The organism is Sulfolobales archaeon, assembly GCA_038881635.1.
GTDB lineage: Archaea > Thermoproteota > Thermoprotei_A > Sulfolobales > AG1 > WYEN01.
Genome location: JAVZPJ010000003.1, coordinates 134,899 through 156,926 on the forward strand (window position 1 = coordinate 134,899; position 22,028 = coordinate 156,926).

Sequence of the window (22,028 nt, forward strand, 5' to 3'; positions counted from 1 at the left end):
ACCCTCTTTCTTAATATGTCTCGGGATTCTAATTAATGAATGTCATAATACTTGCCGGCGGCTTCGCTACAAGACTTAGACCTCTTACAATTACTAAGCCGAAACCTCTCTTACCTATTCTTGATAAACCTCTTCTCGACTGGGCTTATGATAATATGGTTAATAATAATGTATCAAGGATTATCCTCTCGCTATACAATATGGCAGATCTTATAATGAGTCATGTGAGGAATAGCTGGGTTAAGAATGATATTAAGGTTGAATATGTAATCGAGGAAAAACCTTCAGGGGATGGAGGAGCTCTAGCATACACTATTAAAAATCTTGGAAACAGCTTGAGCTATCCGGTTATAATATCTTATGGAGATCTCTTCACGACAGCTTCTTATAAAGAGTTATACGATTTCCACCTAAGAAGAGGAGGTCTGATGACTATAGCAGGTACTAGAGTTTCTGATGTGAGCAGATATGGTTTTCTAGAGGTTTCTGAGAAGGGTGTTCTGAAGAGGATTATTGAGAAGCCTAGAGAGCTTACAGGCGTGGCTGGCCTGGTTAATGCGGGTATTTATGTGATCTCTGAAGAGGCTTCTGCTATTATTGAGAGAATAAGTAGCGAGGGATTTGGTAAGGTTAGCATAGCTAAAGACATTCTACCTAGAATCATTAGTGCGGGAGACGTCTATGTTTACATATATGAGGGTATTTGGAGTGATATAGGAACTCCTAGAGATTATTACAGGGCAAATCTAATGGCTCTAAAAATTCTATCCGGAGGAGGATCTTATATAGATCCTACTGCCAGGATCAGCTCTAGAGCTATAGTACAGGATCCTGTGTATATAGGTAGAAACGTCGTTATAAAAGATAACGCTGTTGTAGGGAGAAACACTATTGTAATGTCTGACTCAGAGATAAGAGAAGGAGCCTATGTAGAGGAGTCCATGATAATGAGAAAAAGCATTATAGATGAGCATAGTATTATTAGAGGATCTATAGTAGGTGAGGATAGTTATATAGGTAGATGGGTTAGAATATATGAGGAAAGCGTGCTGGGAAGTTCTGTATATGTGAGAGAACTCTCATGCCTGCCACCAAAAACAATGGTGCTACCATATAAAGAGATATCAGAAGACCTCTGTCTACGAAAAATTAAATACACCAAACCTGAAGAGGATCCAGGTTTTATAGTGCTATAGAGATTATTTTCGGCAATCCCTCTACTAAAGATCATTATAGGCTTAGAAGAAGTATTCTCCCTCGAAATCTATCATTATGGGTGCTTACATGGGTGTTAAGGTTGTGACTGTTAAAATGAAAGAAGATCTTTTGAATCAACTGGATAGATATGCTCTCCAGATGGGGATGAACAGATCAGAGGTTATAAGAAGTGCTCTGAAAATAATGCTGAATAATGGTTTTGAAAAGAAAGATAGTGATAAGAGTAGGATCATGAATATGAGTAATAACGAAAGTAATGAAGGATTTAGAAGAAGATATATTTCTATAACAATATAGCAACTCAACTTATAGTTAATCGTATATTACCTGCATCTTGGTATAGCTTCCTGGATCTTTGATAGGATCTCTCTTAATACTCTGTCTCTATCTCTGACAATCCTACTACTAATCTGAGCCCCAGCAATGTACACATGCCCTCCTCCTCCAAGTCTTCTAGCGATAGATGAGCAGTCTATAAGGTTGTTTTTTCTCGAGATTGTTATCGAACCATTTGAATATATTGTGAAAGCTATGTCATACTCTATCCCTACTCCGATTCTTTCTAAGAGTATCTTCGATGAGAGAATAGGATCTGAGAATATGAATAAGATCTTGCATCCTTTAATCTCCGTCTGAAAAAGATTTTCTCTGGCTTTCTCCAAAGCTCTAGCCTTGTATCTAATAGCACTCTCCCATGTGAAATCCATTGAAGAATCCCAGATAATACCTCTCGAGAATTTTCTCACTATCTTCAGAAGCTTACTCTTTCTCTTCATTATATAAACTATGTATCTTATGAGATCTGTGAGAGGTTCTGTAAGAGGATTCTTAAATAATCCATAGTCAGAATCTCTTGAGAGTTCCGATAGAATTTCCACGACCTCATCATGTACTCCGAGAAATCTTGCTACAAGCTCTGTAGATGTATGCTCTCTATCTCCGTAGGTTTTTACATAGCCTAGTTTCTCTGCTAGTCTTAAGCTCTCCTCATCCCACACATGATGATCTATCCAGTAGACTTTTTTCTCAGAACATTCTTCCAACCCTTTATCAAGCTTCTCCAGCATCCAAGGCTTTAGATTGAGATCCGAGATAAACAACTCTAGATTCTTATAAGATCTGCAGAGATCATGGACTTTTCTAACAGCATGAACCCATTTCATCTTGTGATAGTTTGTTAGTATAATAGAAGACTCTCTATAGAATCTCAGTAGAAGAGTAGCTGAAGCCAGACCATCTATATCCTCTTCATGAGATATCACAGCCACAGTATTTTTTCTCGATCTCATAGGAGAAGCCTCTTACTATCTTTTATCCTATTAGACTCTTATTTACTTTTTCAAGGCGGAATCTATGAATCTTAGGAAAAGGATCTGGTATGAGAATCTTCACTCTAAACAGTATTGGAATAGCATGTTAAAACTGGTATTATCAAATAACAACTACAACAGTTAGATTATGTATGTCTTCGAGCTGAGATCCTCCTGTATAACAGGAATAGAATAACTACTACAATGACTGAAGCTATTAACAGAGTTCTTATGAGAGATTCTTGATCTGATATTCTCTGAGTTGTGATCTGTGTAGGCTGCGATGTGATTGTTGTATTAATTGTTTGTGTAGATGTTATCTCATATGATGTAGAAGGACTTAGAATTCCTAATGCTCTTTCAAGTATTATGTACCAGAAGGTGTTCATTATAGCTAGTTCATAGTAGTATATTGAACTGCTAGGATCTGAACCTTGAATGCTATCTCCTCTCATTATATAGAGAGATGGTAGAGATATATCACCACCTTTTGAAAGCAGATCTCCTAAGTATCTTAATGCGAGGTCTCTTACTATGATTGATGTATCTGTTATATTAGTTGTAAAGAGCTGGTGCATGATGGCTGTACTCAAAGCTGATGCCTGGATCGATATAGAGTTTGCCATGATAAGATCTCCGGAACCTATGAATCTATATATATCATAGATCATCTGCTGAATGTTTGATAGAGAAGAGCTGAAAACACCTAGCGATGAGAGATAGGTAAATGTTGTCTGAAGGAAGTTAGCAAGAGTGAGAGAAGATCTCTCTAATGATGTGAGGCTTATCATATCTCCTGAAGGATGAAGACTCTGATATAAAGAGACCCAATCATAGATACTATTTATTCTCCAAAGACTGTATACAGCTCTATAAAGTGTGTCTATTGTTAGAATACTTGAACCGGGCTTAGGTAGCGATGACGCTGTCACGTTTGCATCATAAACCCTATAAGCTATTTCATTTAGCAGCGTGAGTTCTGAGAGATACACAAATCCTCTGGATTTTACTCTATCTATCAGAGATTTATATAGATTCTCTGCAGCGCTCATGTTACCCATTACATACTTATACAGATCTTCATAGAGTGAAGGATTGTTATTCACTCGATCAGCCCATACAATGAGGTCTAGCATAATACCTGCCGAGAAGTAGTCAGATGCTGCTGAGTAGTAGTCTCCTAATGCAAACTCACGCTCAGCTCTACTTATAGAGGTGAGAGCAGATGAATAGTAGCTTGACAAAACGCTTCTAAGAAGATTCGGCATGCTATTTATAGAAGCATTAGCCTCGGCAAGAAGATCTCTGACTTTTACGCTGAGATTAGAAGCCCACTCTCTTATAAAATCTCTAATTCCAAGATCTAGAGATGGTTGAGCTGGTGATGGAATAGATATATTTAAGCCGAATACCTGCGCAGCTTGATATATATCTCTCACTTCAACAACCTTAATGCCTATGTTCATACCCTCACTTATGACATTAACCTGTCTACCAGTGTTAAGATCTGTTGAGACAGCTTGGCCGTATGGTATTAACATAATACTCGCATTAACACTTTTAGCAGCCTGAAGCTTCTCTGGAATTCCTCCTACAGGTCCTATACTCCCGTCAGGCATTATCATCCCTGTCATTACCACGTCTCTCGGGATGCTCTGGTTGAGAAGTAGTGAGAGTACTGCTATACTCATGAAAGCACTAGCTGAAGGCCCTCCTACCACCGGGGTATCTGAAGCAATTCTAACCAAGATATCATATTTCTCTAGACTTACTCCTGAGAGATATGATGCTATGAGAGCTCCTATGCTCAGAGATGATTGCATATCAATTTGAGATGCAGGAGTTATTGATATATATATAGATCCATTTCCAGGGATCATCGATATGTAAGCCTCGGTAGCCACACCATAATATCTTCCACTACTAGGATCCTGGGCTACCGCTAGTAGGTATATGCTTCTCGAACCTATAGAACAGATAGTGGTAGCAGAGTAGGGCTGAATACTTAGAACGATTAATAAGAGGAGGGTTATAATAGGAATAGTTCTAGCACGGATCCTTACACCCACGAAAGATCCCCCTCATTTTTAACTATCTCCACCTATATAATTAAAACTCACCTTAGGTGAACTTCCTCTAAAGGATTGTTCTACTCAGAAATAGAAAATGAACTCTTGAAAAACCTCCTACGAAAACCAGCAGATTACAAAAAACTTTAATTCCACAGAGAGTTATAATCGAACTATATTGATGAATATCTCATGATGTATAAAGGATCTCTGCTAAAAATCATAGAGATAGGAGCCGGGGGCGGGATTCGAACCCGCGACTAAACGGGTTTCAGGCGGTATTTTTCACAACCACTGCAGCCCGCCGCCTTAGACCGCTCGGCCACCCCGGCCCATATAATAATATTCTTGTGAGAGTATTTTTGCTTTTCATTGCTTAAATCCTCATCATGTAATGTAGCTTATGGTTAGCATGAGCTACTGCTTTAGCAGAAGAATTAAAGGAGTTAGAGTGTATAGTTTTGATGAGATTAGAGAGAGTGTGTTAGAGGCTTTTCTAAGAGGTAGGAGTTCTTCGCGGTATTCTAGAGATTCTCTCGAAAGAGCTAAAGCTAGATATCTCGCTAAGATTAGATCTGCTTATAACAAATTTAGTAGTATGATCTCAGGATGTGCAGATCTTCCTAGAAGTAATGATATACATCCTTTCTACAGAGATCTTATTAATAGCTTCTATGAAGGTAAATATGATGAGATTCTAGAGAAGTGTAGGAGCGTGGCTAGTATATCTAGAAGACTTTATAATATCTATAGAGACTCTATCAGGAGAGCTTCTGCGTCTAATGATATAAGAAGACTTTCTAGAGAGTTTATAGGTAGGATTCTCTCTACTGCTAGGAGGAAGCTTAGAGACATAGATCTTCTGAAAAAGATCTTGATAGAGATCTCTAAAATGCCTTGCATAGAAGAGGAGGTTCTTAAAGTTATATTAAGTGGAATGCCTCAAACAGGTAAGTCAACTCTTCTAAGCTCTCTCTCAAGAGCTAGACCAGAGATCTCTAACTATCCTTTTACAACCAAGAACATAATAGCAGGACATTATATAGATGAAAGCTCTGGGATTAGGATCATGTTCATAGACACTCCAGGACTTCTAGATAGACCTGTAGAGGAGATGAATCAGATAGAACTTAGAGCTGTACACTCTCTAAAACATCTGGCTGATAAAATAGTATTTCTACTGGATCCTAGGAAGAACTTCTACTACACATTAGAACAACAGCTAAGAGTTCTAGATACTGTTAGAGAGATCTCTGGGAAGAGGGATATTATAATATGTATCAACAAGATCGATATAGCTGGCGAGGATGAGATATCTGAAGTTGAGAGGAAGATCTTGGAAAGAGGGTTTTCCAAAGATTTTATACTCAGGATCAGTGCTCTGAAGAAGTTAGGATTAGAAGATCTTATTAGAAGAGTACTAGAGCAACACTAGAGCCGTTCTCCTAAATGCTAGTGTTAGAGGAGAATCTTCTTTTAGTAGGAGTATATACCTCTTGGTGGTATAAAAATATTATGGTAATTTATCTCAATATGGGTAGGAGTATATGGAGTTTGAGGCTAAGTTTAGAGTAGAATCTCTAGAGCGTGTGGAAAGATCTCTAAAAGAACTTGGAGCTATTTTTGAGGAGGAGGTTTTCGAGGAGGATCACTATATAGATCTCTATCCATGTATCAAGCTTAGGGAGAGAGATGAAGCTCTTAGAGTTAGAATCTCTAGAAGTAATAAGACAAGCATGCGGGGGGAGATGACTTATAAAGGACCTAGAGTTAGAAAGGATCTGAAGATTAGAGAAGAACTTACCACAGCTGTTTCAGATCCTTACATAATAATAGAGATCTTTAGAAGACTTGGTTTTAAAGATCATGTTATAAGGAAAATCAGAAGAATCTACAGATTAGGTAATTATAAGATCTTTCTCGACAGAGTAGAAGATATAGGATCTTTCGTAGAGATAGAGGTAGAAGGTATTAGCAAGCCCGAGGAACTCATAGAGCATATCAAAAGATTCAGGTCTATGGTAGGTGTGACAGGAGATTACATAGTTAAATCCTATTTAGAGCTATGGCTTGAGGAGAGAGGCTATGCCTAGAAAGGTTTCAGATATCATAGCTCTGATAACAGACTTCGGCTACAGGGATCCGTATGTGGGTGCTATTAAAGGTGTTATTCTATCTATAAATCCTAACGCGAGAATCATAGATATAACTCATGAAGTAGCAGCATATGATATTGCAGAGGCTTCATATATACTGCTTACAACATATAGAGAATATCCTGAAGGTAGTATCTTTGTTGTTGTAGTAGATCCAGGTGTAGGTTCGAGTAGAAGAGCTATAATGATCGAGAGTAAGAGATACTATTTCATAGGACCTGATAACGGTGTTCTAAGGCCTGCGGCAGAAGATGACGGTGTTGAGAGAGTTATTGAACTAAGTAATAGTAGGTTCTATAGAAAACCTGTTTCAACTACATTCCATGGTAGAGATATATTCGCACCTGTAGCTGCATATCTATCTCTTGGAATAGATCCTCTTGAATTTGGTAGAATAATAGATCTTAAAGATCTTAATGAGAGTAGACTTACAAGATACTGCTCCAGAGAGGGCGAGTGGATTAAGACTAGCGTGATGTATATAGATAGATTTGGAAACATAGTAACAGGATGTAGAGTAAGTGAGGTAGAGGAGATGATAGGAGGTTTTAAGGAATCTCAAGAGTACCAGATCAGGGTCAGAGGCGTAGAGAGTTATAAGGCTGTTTATCAGAAAAGCTTCAGTCTTGCTAAGCCTGGTGAGGTTGTCATATATCCTGGTAGCATGGGGTATATAGAGATCGCGGTGTACATGTCATCATTCTCTAGAAAGACTAATTCTAGAAAAGGAGATGAGATCTGGATAAGAATATAGCTCAGGTGATTCTCTTGACTGTAAGAGGAGTTTTTCCAGGAAGATTCCAGCCATTCCACTACGGGCATCTAGAGATTATTAAGTGGTCTCTAGAGAAAGTTGACGAGCTTATAATAGTGATTGGAACCGCTCAAGAGAGTCATACTATTGTGAATCCTTTCACAGCTGGTGAGAGAATCCTTATGATCAGAGAATCTCTGAAAGAAGAGAAAATAGATCTGAGTAGAATATATATCATACCTCTACCAGATGTTCTAATGAACTCAGCATGGGTTCAATACATGAGAATATTCACACCTCCATTCAACTATGGTATAAGCAGGAATCCTCTCGTTATAAGATTATTCAAGGAGGCTGGATACGAGGTTTTAATTCCTCCAGCATATAAGAGAGATTTCTATTCTTCTACAAAGATCAGAATGCTTATGATAGCAGGAGATAGATCGTGGAGAGATAGAGTTCCTCCTGCAGTATCAAGAATCATAGACGAGATCAAAGGTGTTGAGAGAATTAAAGAGGTATCCGGTGCTGATTAGAAATGATCGAGATAGATGGAAGCTTTGGAGAAGGAGGAGGCCAGATACTCAGATACTCTCTGGCACTGAGTGCTATAGTAGGTGAGAAGATCAGGATCACGAATATAAGAGCTAGAAGAGATAACCCAGGTCTTCAGAGACAGCATATTACAGTTGTTAATGCTCTCAAGACTATAACAAGAGGACATGCGGAGGGGGTTGAGATAGGGTCTACAGAGATTGTTTTCGAACCTTCCGGAATATACGGAGGAGAGTATACTTTCGATATAGGAACCGCCGGATCTGCGACGCTGGTTCTTCAGAGTATTCTACCAGTCCTAGCGTTCGCAGACAAGCCCTCCAAGATCAGAATTAGAGGAGGCACCGATGTTCCTTGGAGTCCTACTTATGATTATTTTAATAGTGTTTTCATAGAGTTCATAAGAAGATTAGGGTATGACGTTTCTCTAAAGATCTTTAGAAGAGGCCACTATCCTAAAGGTGGTGGTGAGGTTATTGCTGAGATTAGAAACTGTCCTAGAGGTTTTGAAAGTATTCAGCTCATAGAAAGAGGAAGAATAATAGAGGTCAGAGGAGTAAGCCATGCTGTAAGACTTCCTAGGCATGTTGCTGAGAGGCAGGCTCAAGCAGCATCTGATAAACTAAGATCTCTTGGAATAGATGCTCCTATAAATATTAGTATAGAAGCATACCCCCCGGATAAAGATCCTCATTTAGGCCCGGGTTCTGGTATAGCTCTATGGGCTGTTACTGAGAAGAGCATACTAGGATCAGATTATCTAGGTGCTAGAGATAGAAGAGCTGAGGAGGTAGGTGAGCGTGCCGCTAGAATTCTCTTCGAAGACCTCTCAACAGGAGCTGCTCTGGATAGACATATGTCTGATATGATAATTCCATATCTTATACTCGCGAAAGGTGTGAGCATGGTGACAGGCTCCATGCTCACACTACACGCATACACCATTATAGAGATCTCGAAGAAGATAATACCGGAAGCACGTATAGAGTATGATGGAAGTCTTAACAAACCATTCAAACTAACAGTAAGAGGTATTGCTAAGATGTTCTAGGAAAATTTTTAAGTAAGCTTATAAAATATGTTACAGGGATCTCAGCCGCACGACAAACCCCGCGCGTGACCGCGGGCGAGTGGGTGTTGGCTGGGTCTTCCCCCGGCATTTCATCTCATTCTATTCTTCTTCTAAGCATTTGATGTGCTAACTCTAATATTATATCTCTCTTAATCTCTCTACCGAGTATTATTTCGAGTTCTCTCACAGCTCTCTGCACAGGATCTTTTTCTCTGACATATCTACCCATGATCCAAATAACTGAATCTAGTCTTATCTGAGGGATCATACTTATACTAGACACTATATCCCATGCTTCTAAAGCTTTCTCCTTCTCTCTAAATATAATCTCTATAGGATTTCCGGGAGCTAGAACCTCTAGAAGTTCTGAGGTGTAGCTTACAGATGCAACCCTCCGATCTACGGGTATTCTAATGCCTTCCATAATAGGATTTCTAATACCACATATCTTGGAGACATAATACAACATTTTTGCTGTAAAAACGATCGTTTTATCATCTGAACTCTGCCTCATAATTTCTGAGAGCCTATCAACAAGCTTCCTCAGATCTCTCATATACTCATCAGCCATTGCATAGAATTCTATATGGAATTCTTCTTCTCGAACTCTTGATAGTCTCCTAAGCTTTTGTTCTCTATTCATAGTATTTCCTCTAGATGTTAGAAGGAATCTCCTCATAGAATCCCAGAGCTTCTCAGGATCTCTTGTATAATGTTTGAAGTTTTCATATCTAGCGAACTCCCACCAATACTCTTCTCCTGTTGAAGATAGGTTATATGAGATTAGAGCGTTTAGAAGAGTAAGAAGTGCTAGAGAATTACAATCGTTGAGAGTCTGATAAAGTGTTTCTAGAGCTCTATACTGAGGATCTCTTATCTCGAATGCTGTTATAATATCTTCTCCATGTCTTCTGAAGAATTCTCCAATTTCATTAGCTCTTTCTCTAGATATTCTTACTCTCATGGACTCCAGAACTCCTCACTGAAACCATTAATTTGATTAGTGTATCTAGCTAATACAAAGAGAAGATCTGAAAGTCTATTCAGTAGAACCAGATATATGTTTTTAATTCTACCATCATGATAGAGTTTTGAAGCAGTTCTCTCAGCTCTTCTACAGACACTTCTAGCAACGTGAATTATTGAAGCAGCTTGGGAACCTGTAGGATATACGAATACAAATCTAGGCTCTCTAATACTCTCCCATAACTCTATGGTTTTTCTCTCTATCATATCAATATCCTCTTTAGATATGAGTGGATTATCAAGTCTATCTACAGGTATTGCTAGATCTCTGCTCATTCTAAATATAAGACTTTGGATCTGTTTCAGAAGATCGTTTATCATACTATTTTTTTCAACACTCCTTGCAAAACCTATGAGAGAGTTCAGCTCATCTAGTTCTCCCAAAAGCTCTATTAGAGGATCCTCTTTGGGGATTTTGACTCCATAGAATATAGATGTGAAACCTTCATCTCCTAAATGAACTTTCTTCATAGATCGCATGCCTCTAGTGTGTTAGATAGAATTCTGTGACATGGTCTCTATAAAGCTTTATAATAGGTGTGTTAACAGGATCCACACCTAATCCCCTGGCTAGATGAGCTGAGATCAAACCTCCTACATATGTTCCTATAATTATTCTACCTGTGTAGCCTAATCCTTCTGGCAGTATTAATCTATCATACTTCAGGCTTTCAGATCTTCTAGATATTTTCTCTATAAAACCTCCTATGAGTTGACTCTCTAGATCTAAGGGATCTTCTATGTAGAGTATGTAAACCTTAGAAGCTTCCAGAGTTTCAACAAAATTATGTCCAGCTTCCGGGAATACTATTCTCTCAGCAAGTATCTTGCTATTCTCAGCAAGTTCTGTAGCGAATCTCTCTACAAGAGGCTGATAGCGATCTGTTGATGCTATCGCTATTCTCATACCACTTTTCAACGCTTCTAAGATTCTAAATGATATCTCTTCTGCTACATGCTCATAGGATTCCATAAATTTCATCGCAGATCTGATCTCTTCATAGATCTTATTAAGATCCACTCCTAAAAGCTCGATCATTTTAAACACAGAGATTAGAAGCATAGGAAACGAAACTCTAGGTAGTAATCCTTTGTCGATCAAGATCATAGGAATACCTCTTTTCAAAGCCTCCTCTCCTAATATGCCTCCACTGGTTACTACGCCTACGCTGGTATTCACAGAGATAATTCTCCTAAAAACTCTTAAAGTCTCTCCAGTGTTTCCAGAATAGCTTACTAGAATAAAGAAAGTCTTATCAGATCTCTCAAGTAAAGATCTAGAGATCTCAGAACTTCTTCTAGAGAAAACTAGAATATCTTTCAATCCGCTTTCCTCAATGATCTTAGAAGCATACTCTCCTACAATACCAGATCCTCCCATTCCAGATATGTATACGATCTCTTTTCCTCTAAACTCTCTTCTATTATACACTTCTTTTGAGAGAGCTTTAGATATTATCTCACTCCACATCCGATACATTTCAACGCTTAAGATATTCACCCAACTAATAATTTCCTCATAGAGATAATATCTTATTCAGCTACTAGAGTGTTATTTTAGAAAGAATCTAATTGGAAGACTTCTCGAACTTTACCGAGTATACTATGCATAGAAACCAGCACTTTATATCATTATCTGAGCCTCCAAAGATCTTCTTTAAAATTCTTAAGAGATCTCCTAATTTGTTCTGTATTATAATACTTGTTCTTATATTCATGTAATCTAGCACGTGCCATGGTGAGTATACTAGTATCAGAAGAGGTAGTATAAGGCTTGTATAAAATAATTCTATGAGATATGCTATAACATTATCGGGCTTGTGAAAATCCAGTACTACAAATTTTCGTGATACTCGGAAGATACTTACAAGAGCCTTGGAAAGATTCTTTACATCTCTCAGCATGAATGATGATACTGCTACATCTATTGAATTCACTCTAAAGGGAAGATACTCGGCATAACCTTGAACTATTTCTATGTAGGGATCGGAAGAATATTTTTTTCTAAGGATTCTCAGATAAGGTGCTAGAGGTTCTAAGAATATGTATATAGGTTTCATATCATACTTTCTCTCAACCATCTCAATCCTATCTCTCAGATAATTATACATAGCACCTGTCCCGGCTCCTATGTCTAAAATCTTCAGTCCTATCACGAAGTTCTTAACATAGGATCTGAAGATTCTCTCAAGTCCTAGAGTTATCACGCTACTCATCATATCATATACTCCTGCGATTCTTTCTAGAGAGTTTACTACTTCAATAAGTTTCTTCTCTGTAGATCCTCTTAAAATTCTCACCATGCTAGAATATGGGGTTATAGGGAAAAATATTTTCTAGTGTTTTGAAATCGTTACATGTATGGTGTGATTCTTGTACGATGTGGTTCTTGAAGGCGTGTATAAGATCTTCGGTAGCAAAACAGCGCTTAATAATATATCGCTGAAGATTCCTAAAGGTTCTATATTTTGCATTGTAGGACCTAATGGAGCTGGCAAGACTACTATGCTGAGAATTATGGCTACTCTGATGAAGCCTAGTAAAGGGTTTGTATATATAAGAGGTAGAAAGATCGATTACGAGGATCTCAATAGTCTTATAGAAGCTAGAAAACTCATAACATACCTTCCCGAAGATTCTGATACCTACTCAAGACTTACAGGATTAGAGTATCTAAGGTTCTTCGCGGAAGTTCACAGCTTGGGAGAAGAGGATCTGGATTTTGGAATATATCTCACGGGATTATCTAGAGATGTTCTAAAGAGAAAGACAGGTACGTATAGCAAGGGGATGAGGAGAAGACTCATGCTTGCAAGAGCTTTGATGGTGAAACCTCAGATCGCCATACTCGACGAGCCTACCTCAGGTCTTGATGTTTTCTCTTCAGTAGGTTTGAGAAAAGTTATCAAGGAATTCTCAGCGGAGCTAGGGAGATCTATAGTATTATCTACACATAATATGTTGGAGGCTGAGGATCTATGTTCTGAGATAGCTCTTATAAATGAAGGAAGGCTGATTTTCAGCGGATCTCCTGAGGAGATTATCAGGAAAACCGGTTCACGGAATCTCGAAGAAGCTTTTGTCAAGCTTGTTGAGGTTGGAGGAGATGTTCAAACCTCTTAAGGCTATATTCTGGAAGGAGTTTTTAGAGCTTGTAAGAGATTATAGAACTCTTCTAGTTCTAACTTTAATGCCTCTCCTCTCTATGCCTTTAATAGGTTTCATGATGGTTTCTCTACAACAGGTTGGAGTACCCGTTGTAGAGATAATTATGCAGGATCAGAGTTATGGGATCTTAAATGGCACTAAGTATACAGCTGATCAGATTCTAAGCTATGTAGAGAATTTTCTCGAACAGAGAGGTATAAAAGTTCTTGTTAACGAAACATCTGGAGCATCAATAGATCTAATGATAGTAATACCTCAAGATTTCACAGCTAATCTAACCTCACTAACTTCACAAGCTTATCTCGTGATATATCAGGTTCCAGGTTCTAGTAATGCTGGTAAAGCTCTTAACGAGGTGTACGCGCTAGTTAGGGATCTCTCTTCAAAATTCTCTGTTCTCAAGATAGAGTATCTAAGTAGCTTGTCAGGTCTTAGCAATGTGGATCCTTTGGCTGTAATAGATCCTGTTTCAGTAAATTTGGCAGGATTCATAGCACCCTCAGGAGCTGGTATAAGTCCTTCTGAAGCTTGGAGGATTTTCGTAGCTAGGATGATAGCATTCTCATTTTTATTCGTAGCAACCCCAGCTATCACATATATTGTAGATTCAATTCTAGGTGAGAAGGAGAGAAAAACATTAGAGATACTTCTGTCAACACCTATCAAGAGAACACATATGATCTTTGGGAAGCTTTTTGCAAGTTCTCTTATAGGCTTAATAGCAGCCCTTGTAGACGTGTTATCAATACTAATATTCTTCATGATAATATCCTTCGCATATCAAGGCGGTATACCGATGGTTGGGATAGATATATTGATCTTAAGCGGGTTGGTGGTATATCTAACAGTATTAGCTACTTTATCACTAGCTCTGCCTATTATAGTGAGATCCTCCACGGTAAGAACAGCTCAAGTCGCTTCATCAATCATAACCATAGTATCTACCATAGCTTATTTCTCTGTACTCTTTGTAGATTACTACTCCTTAGATCAAGGTCTTCAATATCTTCTACTTCTAATACCCTACACAGCCAGTATCATAGCCATTCAGATGTACTCGCTAGGAGATGTAATTATGACACTGGTTGCTATGCTTTCACTTGCTATCTTCTCAATTTCTCTAATAATTCTAACAACACGCATATTAGATGAAGAGAAAATGCTTATGAAACCTCTCTAATAAAATCTAATAAAAAGATCTATTGATTTAGATAGTGTTCCGATACTAAGCTATTACGTATACTCCTCTCTCAACTCTTTTTACAAGACCCTTCTTAAGAAGTCTATTAAGAGCTCCTCTAACAGTGTTGTAATTTAATCCTGTAACCTTGCTAATCTCTTTTGGTGTCATTCTGTTTTTCCCTTTTAGAGCGTCTAGGATTTTCTGAGTGCTACTCATACGATCACCATATAGAATCAGATCTTAGAAGGTTTATAAATGTTACGTTTTGATCTGCTTTCATCTTTTGAAGTTCTAATTAAACCCTTTTAACACCATTGATCTAGATAAACTAATCTTGATCTTATGATCTTGCAGCATGATAAACATATAGTATTCTTTAGCATCCTGTCACATCCTGACTATTTTAATACCCCTCAAAACCTCTACACCGCTAATTTATATTGTCGGAAATCATTATTATCTGGTTTGAGAAGTAGTATATATGGCTAGAAGGTGAAAATAGTGAAATTCGAAATTCTCTTCTTAAGCCGTGGAGGTCAGGGTGCTGTCACAGCTTCAAGAATCCTTGCTGAAGCTGTTGTGAAGGAAGGATATTACGCTCAGGCTATACCTGAATTCGGTGCTGAGAGAAGAGGTGCTATTGTTAGAACTTATATGAGGATTTCAACAGATCCTATAAAGACTCATGAAATGGTTAGAGAACCTGATCTCGTGGTTATATTCTCTAAAGGAATTCTCCAGCATATAGATCCTAAGAATTATATAGATAGAGCTTCCGCGGTGCTTTTGAATTCTGAAAAACCTATGAAGATCGGGAGAAAAACCTTCATAGTTGATGCAACTGGAATAGCCTTGAAGCTAGGGCTTGTAATAGCTGGTTGGCCTCTGGTTAATACCGCTATCTTAGGATCTATTGCTAGGATTACAGGTTTTTACAGGCTTGAAACTCTTGTAGATGTTCTTCAAAACTACTTCAGAGGAGATCTTTTGAATAAGAATCTTGAGGCTGTGAAACTCGCCTACGAGAATACCGTGGAGGTTGGGTGAGATGATAAGAGGTGTTATAAAAAGGATCGATTTAGATTCAGATCCTTCGAAGTATTTAATAGCAAGACCTACTAAAGGTGCTGCAGGTAAGACAGGTCTCTGGAGAACTCTGAGACCTGTTGTTGATCTTAGTAAGTGTATTGATTGCGGAATTTGCTTCCTATACTGCCCCGATGAGGTTATAGATTGGGAGAAAGGTTTGAAGATCAAGATAGACTATGACTACTGCAAAGGCTGTGGAATCTGTTCATCGGTATGTCCCGTGAAAGCTATTAAGATGGTTCCGGAGGAGATGTGACATGGGTTCTATGGGGAGGGTCAAGACAGCTCTTATAGGGAATCACGCCGTAGCTTATGCTGTTAAGATGGCACGTGTTAAGTTTATCGCAGCATATCCTATAACTCCGCAGACTATAATAGTTGAGAAGCTAGCTGAGATGGTTGAAAAAGGAGAACTCGAAGCAGAGTTTGTTAATGTTGAGTCAGAATTCGCAGCCTTGAGCGCTACAATGGGTGCTGCAATGGCTGGTGCTAGAGCTTTTACAGCTACATCCTCTCATGGGCTTCTCTATATGTATGAAATGATATGGTGGGCTGCGGGTGCTAGGGTTCCATTTGTTATGGCTGTAGCCAATAGAGCCATAGGACCTCCATGGAATATTCATACTGATCATAATGATATACTTACAATGAGAGATAGTGGCTGGATTATATCTATGGCTGAGAATGTTCAGGAGACATTCGATCTCATAATACAATCATATAGAATAGCTGAGGATCAGAGAGTACTTCTGCCAGTAGCCGTAGGATTAGAAGGCTTTATACTCAGTCACACAGCAGAATACATAGAGCTACCAGATCAATGGGATGTAGATTCGTTCCTACCCTCCAGAGATCCTGACAAGCCTTATAGGTTTAAAGCTGGGGAAAGATACACTGTAGGAGGTCTCGGCAGTGATGAGAACTATATGATGCTCAAGATCGCCGCTGAAAAAGCTATGATAAACGCGGAACAAGTCATCAACGAGGTTGACAGAGATTTTGGAAAGATATTCGGTAGAGAGTATGGAGGTCTTGTAGAGAGGTATAAAGTTGATGATGCTAAGTATCTCGTCATATCCACCGGAAGCTGGAGTGGAACTATAAAACAAGCGGTAGATATATTAAGAGATGAAGGGTATCCAGTAGGGCTTCTAAGACTAAGATTTATAAGACCGTTTCCTTCTATGGATATTTCTAAAAATATATCAGGAGTTAGAGGTGTAATAGTATTTGATCGAGATATATCACTGGGTAGAGGTGGGATAATTGCTTCAGAGACTCAACCATATGTAGGTGAGAGCTCCTCGTTCTGGGGTGTTGTTGCAGGCTTAGGAGGTGTTGATGTGTCATCAAGAGAATTTGCCGATGTTATAAAAATGTTCATATCCGAGCATGAGTCTAATGGATTCTCCAGAAGAGATCTATTGTTCTACATGAATGGAGAGGTGTTCGAGTTATGAGTGTTAAAGTTAGATTGGATCAGATTCCGAAAGAAAAGTACTCTCTACCAGGAAATGCCGCATGCCCCGGATGTCCTCATATGATAGGACTCAAGATAGTTGGCAAAGCTTTTAGAGGAGAGGCTACGCTAGTTATACCTGCTGGATGTAGCTCTATAGTGCCCGGCTATCATCCTTACACATCTCTAGATATGAGGGTTATTCATGTGCCTTTTGCTTCGGCGCCTGCTGTGGCTACCGGGATCTCTAGAGCTCTAAAGATCAGAGGAGAAGATATAGGACCTGTGATCGTGTGGGCCGGTGATGGAGCTACTTTTGATATAGGCTTTGCAACACTTTCTGGTTCTGCTGTCAGGAATGAAGATATAATATACATAGTATCAGATAACGAAGCCTACATGAATACAGGAGTTCAGGCGAGCGGTTCAACAATGTATGGAGCTAGAACCACTACAACACCTATTCTGGGTAAGAAAGATAGAAGAAAGGAGATCGACCTGATAATGCTTATGCATAAAATACCTTATGTAGCTACAGCAAGTATAGCATATCCTCTAGACTTCTATGAAAAACTCTTGAAAGCTTCAAAGATCAAAGGATTTAGATTCATTCACCTCTTCTCCCCATGCCCTCCTGGATGGAGGTTTGATGATAGCAAAACTGTCGAGATAGCTAGACTCGCTGTAGAGACTGGTGCATGGATCCTGTTTGAATACGCCGAGGGAAAGCTTACGATAAGTCCTCCCAGCAGAATTTACGCTGATAAATCTAAGAGAAAGCCTTTACGAGAGTATCTAGAGCTTCAAGGAAGATTCAAAGGCATATCAGAAGAGGATCTGAAGATAATTGAAGAAATGATTGATGAGAATTGGAGAGTTCTAGAAACATTATCAAAGATCTATTCTTAGATATATGGTGGAAAAAGATCTTTTCTAGCACGTAAACGCGGTTATCACCAAATGATTTTTCCACAAACAACCCCACTAAATCTTGGCGAGATGTAGGGGAGGATATGAGTTTTAGTTCTCGTAGAGATCAGTGTAAGAGCTTACTTCTAAAATCTCTTCGGATCTTCTTGGGTTAAATTCAAATAGTTCTCCTGAAAAACCTTTAATAAGGGAATGGTTTAACAAGGATGAAGAGAGGATCTTCTAACGAGTCTAGTATAGAAAATATATATAGGAAGCCTCGTATAGTGATCATAGCCGAGAAACCTAAAGCAGCTTATAAAATAGCTCAGGCTCTAGGTCCTGCAAGAAGAATTTTAATTGAAGGTGTTCCTATATATGTTATCCCTAAGGATCATAATAATATCATCGTAGTTCCTTCAGCAGGACATCTCTTTACCCTAACAACTTCCTCGAAAGGGTATCCTGTCTATGATTACAAGTGGGTTCCGAGACATCTTGTGGAGAAAGGTTATGAGCATATTGCGAGATATCATAGAGTCTTACCGAAAATACTGAGAGATGCTTCTCTCTATGTGAATGCATGTGATTATGATGTTGAAGGTTCGGTAATAGGTTATATGATTATAAAGAATTGGGGTGATCTTTCGAGAGCTAGAAGAATGAAATTCTCTACACTAACTCGAGAAGATATACTAAGAAGTTTTCAAAATCTAGACCAGCTTGATATAAACATGGTGGAAGCAGGTCTCGCAAGGCATGAGCTAGACTGGATCTGGGGTATTAATATATCTAGAGCTCTTACTGATCTCTATCAGAGAAGAGGATTGAAAAGAGTTCTAAGTGCTGGAAGAGTTCAAACACCTACGCTCAACGAGGTTTTAAATAGGTTTATAGAGAGGGAGGTATTCGTGCCAGAACCTCTCTACAGGATAAATATTAAAGCCTTGTATAGGGGGAGTATCGTAGAATTTCAAGATATTGAAGAACCTTTCAGAGTGAAAGTTGATGCCGAAAAGTTCAGAACTGAAGCTCTTAAGAAGGGTTTTATAGATATAGTTGAGAGTAGCGAGCAGGAGCTGAGATACCAGCCTCCACATCCCTTTAATCTAGGAGATCTTCAGGCTGAAGCGTATGAGATCTATAGAATTACTCCTCAGGAGACTCTTAGAATACTTGAAGATCTATATCTTGAGGGTTTGATAAGTTATCCTAGAACTAATAGCCAGAAGCTTCCTGAAAACCTGGATCATAAGGAGATCTTGAGAGGTTTACTAAGGATCTCTGAGTATAGAAGATATGCTGAGAAACTCATTAAAAGAGGCAGTCTAAAGCCTAATAATGGTGTTAAAGAGGATCTGGCTCATCCAGCTATATATCCTACCGGAGATATACCCAGAAGATCTTTGAAGGATAAACATTATAAGTTATATGATCTGATAGTGAGAAGATATATGGCTACTCTAAGTGATGACGCTCTAGTGAAAGAGATCATATTAAAGGGTTGTGTAGCTGGTAGATGTTTCAGAGCTAGTGGCAGAAGCTTGGAGTTTGTCGGCTGGCTCGAGATATATCACTTCTATAAGATCGAGGAGAGAAGGATCCCATATATTGAGAGAGGATCTTCAATACCTCTTTCAGAAGTTAAGATAGTGAAAAGCTATACAAGACCGCCAAAGCTTTATAACAGAGCTTCTCTGCTTAGATGGATGGAGAAAGAGAATATAGGAACAGAATCCACTAGAGCAGAGATTATAGAGACATTATTTAGAAGAAAATATGTATTTGGCAGAGAGCTTAAGATATCTGAACTAGGTATTGAGGTCGTTGAGATTATAGAGAGATTCTTCCCAGAACTGCTATCGGTAGAACTTACGAGAGAGTTTGAAAAACAACTTGATAGCATAATATTAGGTAAAAGAAAACGTTCTGAAGTAGTTGAGGAAGCTGTAAAAACTATTGATAAGCTTATCGGAAGATTTAAGAATGAGATTAACAATACCTCTATCTCCTCGGATTCTGGAAGTAGATGTGTTATATGTAATATTCCAAGAGATCCTTCTAGTGAGATAGGTTTCTGTAAGATCCATGAAAAAGCTTATAGGAATCTGATCAGATCCTACTCTAGCTGGGCTGAGGATGGATACACATGGCATGAGTATCTAGAGAAGATCAGTAGAAGCAAGATCTCTGGAGGTTTTGTGAAAGATGTAGTGAGATATATAGAAACACATAAGATCCCTGATGGGTTCTCCGTTTATGATAGAAAGAATTAGATCTCTAGAACTTATTCTATCTATCCTTCTAGTCATATTATTTTCAACCTTATTCTACGTGGTAGGAAGAGCAGGTTTACCTGATCTAGGGTTTTATCCCACTCTTTACATAGCATTAATACTGTTAAGCCTTCTGATACTCCTTCTGATCGTGTTAGCTCCTATCGATATCATCCTTGTAAGTACTCCAGCTATGGCCATAGCTCTATGGATTCTCAACCTAAGAGTTTTATCAAGATCTTTAATGTTTGTAGATCCGTTAAGCATGATTCTTTTAATAGGTATTATAACACCATTTCTCTATAGACTTAGGAGGATAGTTAAACCTCCTCTTCTTCTAGCTTCATCTGATATTCTTCGTGGTATATCAAGATATTATAGAGCTTGCTATGAGAGGGTTCTGCTAGATCTAGGTTTGATCTTTATTATAATAGCATTATCTGCTATGATTTTTAAAGGTTATTATGATACAATACTTCGTGTTTATAGCGGTCTTCACATCTATCTACCTGGTGTAGTATTATCATCAATACTTCTCTCAAGTATTAGAAGGAGATATCTACTCCCACTCTCTCTACTCTCATGGATTGGCATGCCTTTATCATACTACCTCTTTCTGTATAAGAGTTTCTATCTAGAGAGAGAAGCACTGCCTATCACGCCTTCGAGTACTGGGATAAGTGTTCTAAGTGTTGAGGGGGTTGTGACTGCTAAGGGTTCTAAGTATTATATAGAGCTGAGCACTTTAAGATCTCCACATATAATAATCCTAGGATCCACGGGATCTGGAAAGACTTTGCTAGGTAAGAGAATAGGATTGAGCGCGTTTAGAAATGATCTGAAAGTATTTATATTAGATCTTCATGGAGAGTATCAGGATCTAGGATTTAAAGTAGTTAAACTCGAAGAGATAGTACAAGGAATTCTAAAAGATATATTCAGTAGAAGAGAATCTATTGATGATTTTATAGATTTTATGAGAACTATCTTCAGGTTAGGACCTATACAAGTTTCAGTTTTATCTGAAGTTCTTGAAGAATATATACGGTTAGAAAGCGATCCTACAAATCTTATCCCATATATAGAGAAAAGACTTTCCGAAGCAGGAGATACAGAGAGAGAGCGTATCATAAGAAGCCTTCTACCATACTTAAAGATAATCTTCGAAAGTATACCTCGAAATGTTCCCAGGAGAGAACTTGATATAAATCAATCTGTTGTGATCGATCTAGAGAGTATTAGAAACAATTCTTATCTGCTTGAGATATACTCCTATTATCTCATAAGATATATCTGGAACCTAGTAAGGTTGAAAGGTTTCAGCGACAGAGTTAAATATATAATGATCATAGATGAAGCTCACAACATTCTTAAAGGAAGATCCTATGAAGTTGTAGAACAAATATTCAGAGAATCAAGAAAATACGGGTTTGGAGTGATTATACTTTCTCAACAGATAGACGAGAGAATATTAAATCTTATGAATAACGCGGGAGTGTTAGAGATCCTTAAGACTGTAGATCCTAAGATCTTAGAATTACTTAGAAATCTACTGCCAGAGCCTACAGATCTTATGGATGAGATTAAAAAACTTAGAGAACTAGAATTCATATCAATAGAACTTGGCGGTGAGAGAAGAAGCGTGAGAGGAAAGATTTTACTAGAGTAGAGGTTCAGCTATGATGCAGATTTATAGTTGATTTTATAGCCTCACCCCTGCTCCCCCATACCCTCTCAAATTTTCATCGGGCTTGGAGGCGTCCAGAGCACCTCTAAACCCTTGC

The 22,028-nt window shown here is 38.4% G+C and carries 22 protein-coding genes and 1 tRNA gene; 15 read left to right on the forward strand and 8 right to left on the reverse strand.

The window, feature by feature from the left end; genetic code table 11:
• Window positions 1–35: 35 nt before the first annotated feature.
• Both QXS89_03400 and QXS89_03405 read left to right on the forward strand, forming a co-directional pair.
• A complete protein-coding gene (locus QXS89_03400) occupies window positions 36–1,196 on the forward strand; it encodes an NDP-sugar synthase (GenBank protein MEM3831221.1) in 1,161 nt (386 codons plus the stop codon).
• A gap of 88 nt (window positions 1,197–1,284) precedes the next feature.
• The gene (locus QXS89_03405; GenBank protein ID MEM3831222.1) at window positions 1,285–1,515 is read left to right on the forward strand and encodes a ribbon-helix-helix protein, CopG family; all 231 of its coding nucleotides are present in this window, start codon (window positions 1,285–1,287) and stop codon (window positions 1,513–1,515) included.
• A gap of 26 nt (window positions 1,516–1,541) precedes the next feature.
• Here the strand turns inward: QXS89_03405 and QXS89_03410 are convergent, their stop codons facing one another.
• The 3 genes from QXS89_03410 to QXS89_03420 form a co-directional block, all read right to left on the reverse strand.
• Complete coding sequence (locus QXS89_03410) at window positions 1,542–2,507, reverse strand: hypothetical protein (GenBank protein MEM3831223.1); 966 nt, start codon at window positions 2,505–2,507, stop codon at window positions 1,542–1,544.
• 167 nt (window positions 2,508–2,674) lie between these two features.
• The gene (locus QXS89_03415; GenBank protein MEM3831224.1) at window positions 2,675–4,597 is read right to left on the reverse strand and encodes a S16 family serine protease; all 1,923 of its coding nucleotides are present in this window, start codon (window positions 4,595–4,597) and stop codon (window positions 2,675–2,677) included.
• Between the two features lie 233 nt (window positions 4,598–4,830).
• Window positions 4,831–4,929, reverse strand: a tRNA-Cys gene (locus QXS89_03420).
• A gap of 71 nt (window positions 4,930–5,000) precedes the next feature.
• Here QXS89_03420 and QXS89_03425 point away from each other — a divergent pair.
• The 5 genes from QXS89_03425 to rtcA all read left to right on the forward strand — a co-directional run bounded on the left by QXS89_03425 (window position 5,001) and on the right by rtcA (window position 9,113).
• Entirely contained in the window at window positions 5,001–6,032 is a 1,032-nt protein-coding gene (locus QXS89_03425; protein MEM3831225.1) for a GTPase, read from the forward strand.
• Window positions 6,033–6,144: 112 nt separating this feature from the next.
• Entirely contained in the window at window positions 6,145–6,690 is a 546-nt protein-coding gene (cyaB, locus tag QXS89_03430) for a class IV adenylate cyclase (protein ID MEM3831226.1), read from the forward strand.
• Window positions 6,683–7,507, forward strand: coding sequence for an SAM-dependent chlorinase/fluorinase (locus QXS89_03435; protein MEM3831227.1), 825 nt, complete (start codon window positions 6,683–6,685; stop codon window positions 7,505–7,507). The genes cyaB and QXS89_03435 overlap by 8 nt, the downstream gene beginning before the upstream one ends.
• Before the next feature lie 14 nt (window positions 7,508–7,521).
• Entirely contained in the window at window positions 7,522–8,043 is a 522-nt protein-coding gene (locus tag QXS89_03440) for a nicotinamide-nucleotide adenylyltransferase (protein ID MEM3831228.1), read from the forward strand.
• A 2-nt stretch (window positions 8,044–8,045) separates the two neighbouring features.
• Complete coding sequence (rtcA, locus tag QXS89_03445; protein ID MEM3831229.1) at window positions 8,046–9,113, forward strand: RNA 3'-terminal phosphate cyclase; 1,068 nt, start codon at window positions 8,046–8,048, stop codon at window positions 9,111–9,113.
• Window positions 9,114–9,228: 115 nt separating this feature from the next.
• Here rtcA and QXS89_03450 read toward each other — a convergent pair whose 3' ends face one another.
• The 4 genes from QXS89_03450 to QXS89_03465 form a co-directional block, all read right to left on the reverse strand.
• On the reverse strand, window positions 9,229–10,098 hold the full coding sequence (locus tag QXS89_03450) for an N-glycosylase/DNA lyase (protein ID MEM3831230.1): 870 nt from the start codon (window positions 10,096–10,098) through the stop codon (window positions 9,229–9,231).
• Window positions 10,095–10,631, reverse strand: a complete 537-nt coding sequence (locus tag QXS89_03455) for a cob(I)yrinic acid a,c-diamide adenosyltransferase (GenBank protein MEM3831231.1) — start codon at window positions 10,629–10,631, stop codon at window positions 10,095–10,097. Before QXS89_03455 ends, QXS89_03450 begins: the two co-directional genes overlap by 4 nt.
• 13 nt (window positions 10,632–10,644) lie before the next feature.
• Window positions 10,645–11,631: an SIS domain-containing protein gene (locus QXS89_03460; GenBank protein ID MEM3831232.1), complete on the reverse strand. Its 987-nt coding sequence runs from the start codon at window positions 11,629–11,631 to the stop codon at window positions 10,645–10,647.
• 97 nt (window positions 11,632–11,728) lie between these two features.
• On the reverse strand, window positions 11,729–12,463 hold the full coding sequence (locus tag QXS89_03465; GenBank protein ID MEM3831233.1) for a class I SAM-dependent methyltransferase: 735 nt from the start codon (window positions 12,461–12,463) through the stop codon (window positions 11,729–11,731).
• Between the two features lie 79 nt (window positions 12,464–12,542).
• On the opposite strand from QXS89_03465, the gene QXS89_03470 reads away from it, so the two are divergent.
• Both QXS89_03470 and QXS89_03475 read left to right on the forward strand, forming a co-directional pair.
• Window positions 12,543–13,283 (forward strand): ABC transporter ATP-binding protein, encoded by a 741-nt coding sequence (locus tag QXS89_03470; GenBank protein ID MEM3831234.1) that lies wholly within the window; start codon window positions 12,543–12,545, stop codon window positions 13,281–13,283.
• Window positions 13,267–14,508, forward strand: coding sequence for an ABC transporter permease subunit (locus QXS89_03475; protein ID MEM3831235.1), 1,242 nt, complete (start codon window positions 13,267–13,269; stop codon window positions 14,506–14,508). The genes QXS89_03470 and QXS89_03475 overlap by 17 nt, the downstream gene beginning before the upstream one ends.
• Before the next feature lie 45 nt (window positions 14,509–14,553).
• On the opposite strand, the gene QXS89_03480 is transcribed toward QXS89_03475, so the two are convergent.
• Window positions 14,554–14,727, reverse strand: a complete 174-nt coding sequence (locus tag QXS89_03480) for a winged helix-turn-helix transcriptional regulator (GenBank protein ID MEM3831236.1) — start codon at window positions 14,725–14,727, stop codon at window positions 14,554–14,556.
• Between the two features lie 285 nt (window positions 14,728–15,012).
• Here QXS89_03480 and QXS89_03485 point away from each other — a divergent pair, with 285 nt between their 5' ends.
• The 6 genes from QXS89_03485 to QXS89_03510 all read left to right on the forward strand — a co-directional run bounded on the left by QXS89_03485 (window position 15,013) and on the right by QXS89_03510 (window position 21,913).
• On the forward strand, window positions 15,013–15,558 hold the full coding sequence (locus tag QXS89_03485; protein ID MEM3831237.1) for a 2-oxoacid:acceptor oxidoreductase family protein: 546 nt from the start codon (window positions 15,013–15,015) through the stop codon (window positions 15,556–15,558).
• Window position 15,559: 1 nt separating this feature from the next.
• Complete coding sequence (locus tag QXS89_03490; GenBank protein ID MEM3831238.1) at window positions 15,560–15,856, forward strand: 4Fe-4S binding protein; 297 nt, start codon at window positions 15,560–15,562, stop codon at window positions 15,854–15,856.
• A gap of 1 nt (window position 15,857) precedes the next feature.
• Window positions 15,858–17,060 (forward strand): pyruvate ferredoxin oxidoreductase, encoded by a 1,203-nt coding sequence (locus QXS89_03495; GenBank protein ID MEM3831239.1) that lies wholly within the window; start codon window positions 15,858–15,860, stop codon window positions 17,058–17,060.
• Window positions 17,057–17,968, forward strand: a complete 912-nt coding sequence (locus tag QXS89_03500) for a 3-methyl-2-oxobutanoate dehydrogenase subunit beta (GenBank protein MEM3831240.1) — start codon at window positions 17,057–17,059, stop codon at window positions 17,966–17,968. The genes QXS89_03495 and QXS89_03500 overlap by 4 nt, the downstream gene beginning before the upstream one ends.
• 227 nt (window positions 17,969–18,195) lie before the next feature.
• Window positions 18,196–20,244 carry a DNA topoisomerase I gene (gene topA / locus QXS89_03505; protein MEM3831241.1) on the forward strand — a complete coding sequence of 683 codons (2,049 nt, stop codon included), beginning with the start codon at window positions 18,196–18,198 and terminating at the stop codon, window positions 20,242–20,244.
• Complete coding sequence (locus QXS89_03510) at window positions 20,228–21,913, forward strand: DUF87 domain-containing protein (protein MEM3831242.1); 1,686 nt, start codon at window positions 20,228–20,230, stop codon at window positions 21,911–21,913. Before topA ends, QXS89_03510 begins: the two co-directional genes overlap by 17 nt.
• The last annotated feature ends 115 nt before the right edge of the window (window positions 21,914–22,028 follow it).

What these genes read in the sequence shown, in the direction of transcription:
- QXS89_03510 (MEM3831242.1), top strand. Translation starts at nt 20,228, where the DNA reads ATGATAGAAAGAATTAGATCTCTAGAACTTATTCTATCTATCCTTCTA.
- QXS89_03410 (MEM3831223.1), bottom strand. Translation starts at nt 2,507, where the DNA reads ATGAGATCGAGAAAAAATACTGTGGCTGTGATATCTCATGAAGAGGAT.
- QXS89_03450 (MEM3831230.1), bottom strand. Translation starts at nt 10,098, where the DNA reads ATGAGAGTAAGAATATCTAGAGAAAGAGCTAATGAAATTGGAGAATTC.
- QXS89_03425 (MEM3831225.1), top strand. Translation starts at nt 5,001, where the DNA reads ATGGTTAGCATGAGCTACTGCTTTAGCAGAAGAATTAAAGGAGTTAGA.
- QXS89_03455 (MEM3831231.1), bottom strand. Translation starts at nt 10,631, where the DNA reads ATGAAGAAAGTTCATTTAGGAGATGAAGGTTTCACATCTATATTCTAT.
- QXS89_03500 (MEM3831240.1), top strand. Translation starts at nt 17,057, where the DNA reads ATGAGTGTTAAAGTTAGATTGGATCAGATTCCGAAAGAAAAGTACTCT.
- QXS89_03435 (MEM3831227.1), top strand. Translation starts at nt 6,683, where the DNA reads ATGCCTAGAAAGGTTTCAGATATCATAGCTCTGATAACAGACTTCGGC.
- QXS89_03480 (MEM3831236.1), bottom strand. Translation starts at nt 14,727, where the DNA reads ATGAGTAGCACTCAGAAAATCCTAGACGCTCTAAAAGGGAAAAACAGA.
- QXS89_03460 (MEM3831232.1), bottom strand. Translation starts at nt 11,631, where the DNA reads ATGTGGAGTGAGATAATATCTAAAGCTCTCTCAAAAGAAGTGTATAAT.
- rtcA (MEM3831229.1), top strand. Translation starts at nt 8,046, where the DNA reads ATGATCGAGATAGATGGAAGCTTTGGAGAAGGAGGAGGCCAGATACTC.
- topA (MEM3831241.1), top strand. Translation starts at nt 18,196, where the DNA reads ATGAAGAGAGGATCTTCTAACGAGTCTAGTATAGAAAATATATATAGG.
- QXS89_03465 (MEM3831233.1), bottom strand. Translation starts at nt 12,463, where the DNA reads ATGGTGAGAATTTTAAGAGGATCTACAGAGAAGAAACTTATTGAAGTA.
- QXS89_03490 (MEM3831238.1), top strand. Translation starts at nt 15,560, where the DNA reads ATGATAAGAGGTGTTATAAAAAGGATCGATTTAGATTCAGATCCTTCG.
- cyaB (MEM3831226.1), top strand. Translation starts at nt 6,145, where the DNA reads ATGGAGTTTGAGGCTAAGTTTAGAGTAGAATCTCTAGAGCGTGTGGAA.
- QXS89_03495 (MEM3831239.1), top strand. Translation starts at nt 15,858, where the DNA reads ATGGGTTCTATGGGGAGGGTCAAGACAGCTCTTATAGGGAATCACGCC.
- QXS89_03400 (MEM3831221.1), top strand. Translation starts at nt 36, where the DNA reads ATGAATGTCATAATACTTGCCGGCGGCTTCGCTACAAGACTTAGACCT.
- QXS89_03475 (MEM3831235.1), top strand. Translation starts at nt 13,267, where the DNA reads ATGTTCAAACCTCTTAAGGCTATATTCTGGAAGGAGTTTTTAGAGCTT.
- QXS89_03405 (MEM3831222.1), top strand. Translation starts at nt 1,285, where the DNA reads ATGGGTGTTAAGGTTGTGACTGTTAAAATGAAAGAAGATCTTTTGAAT.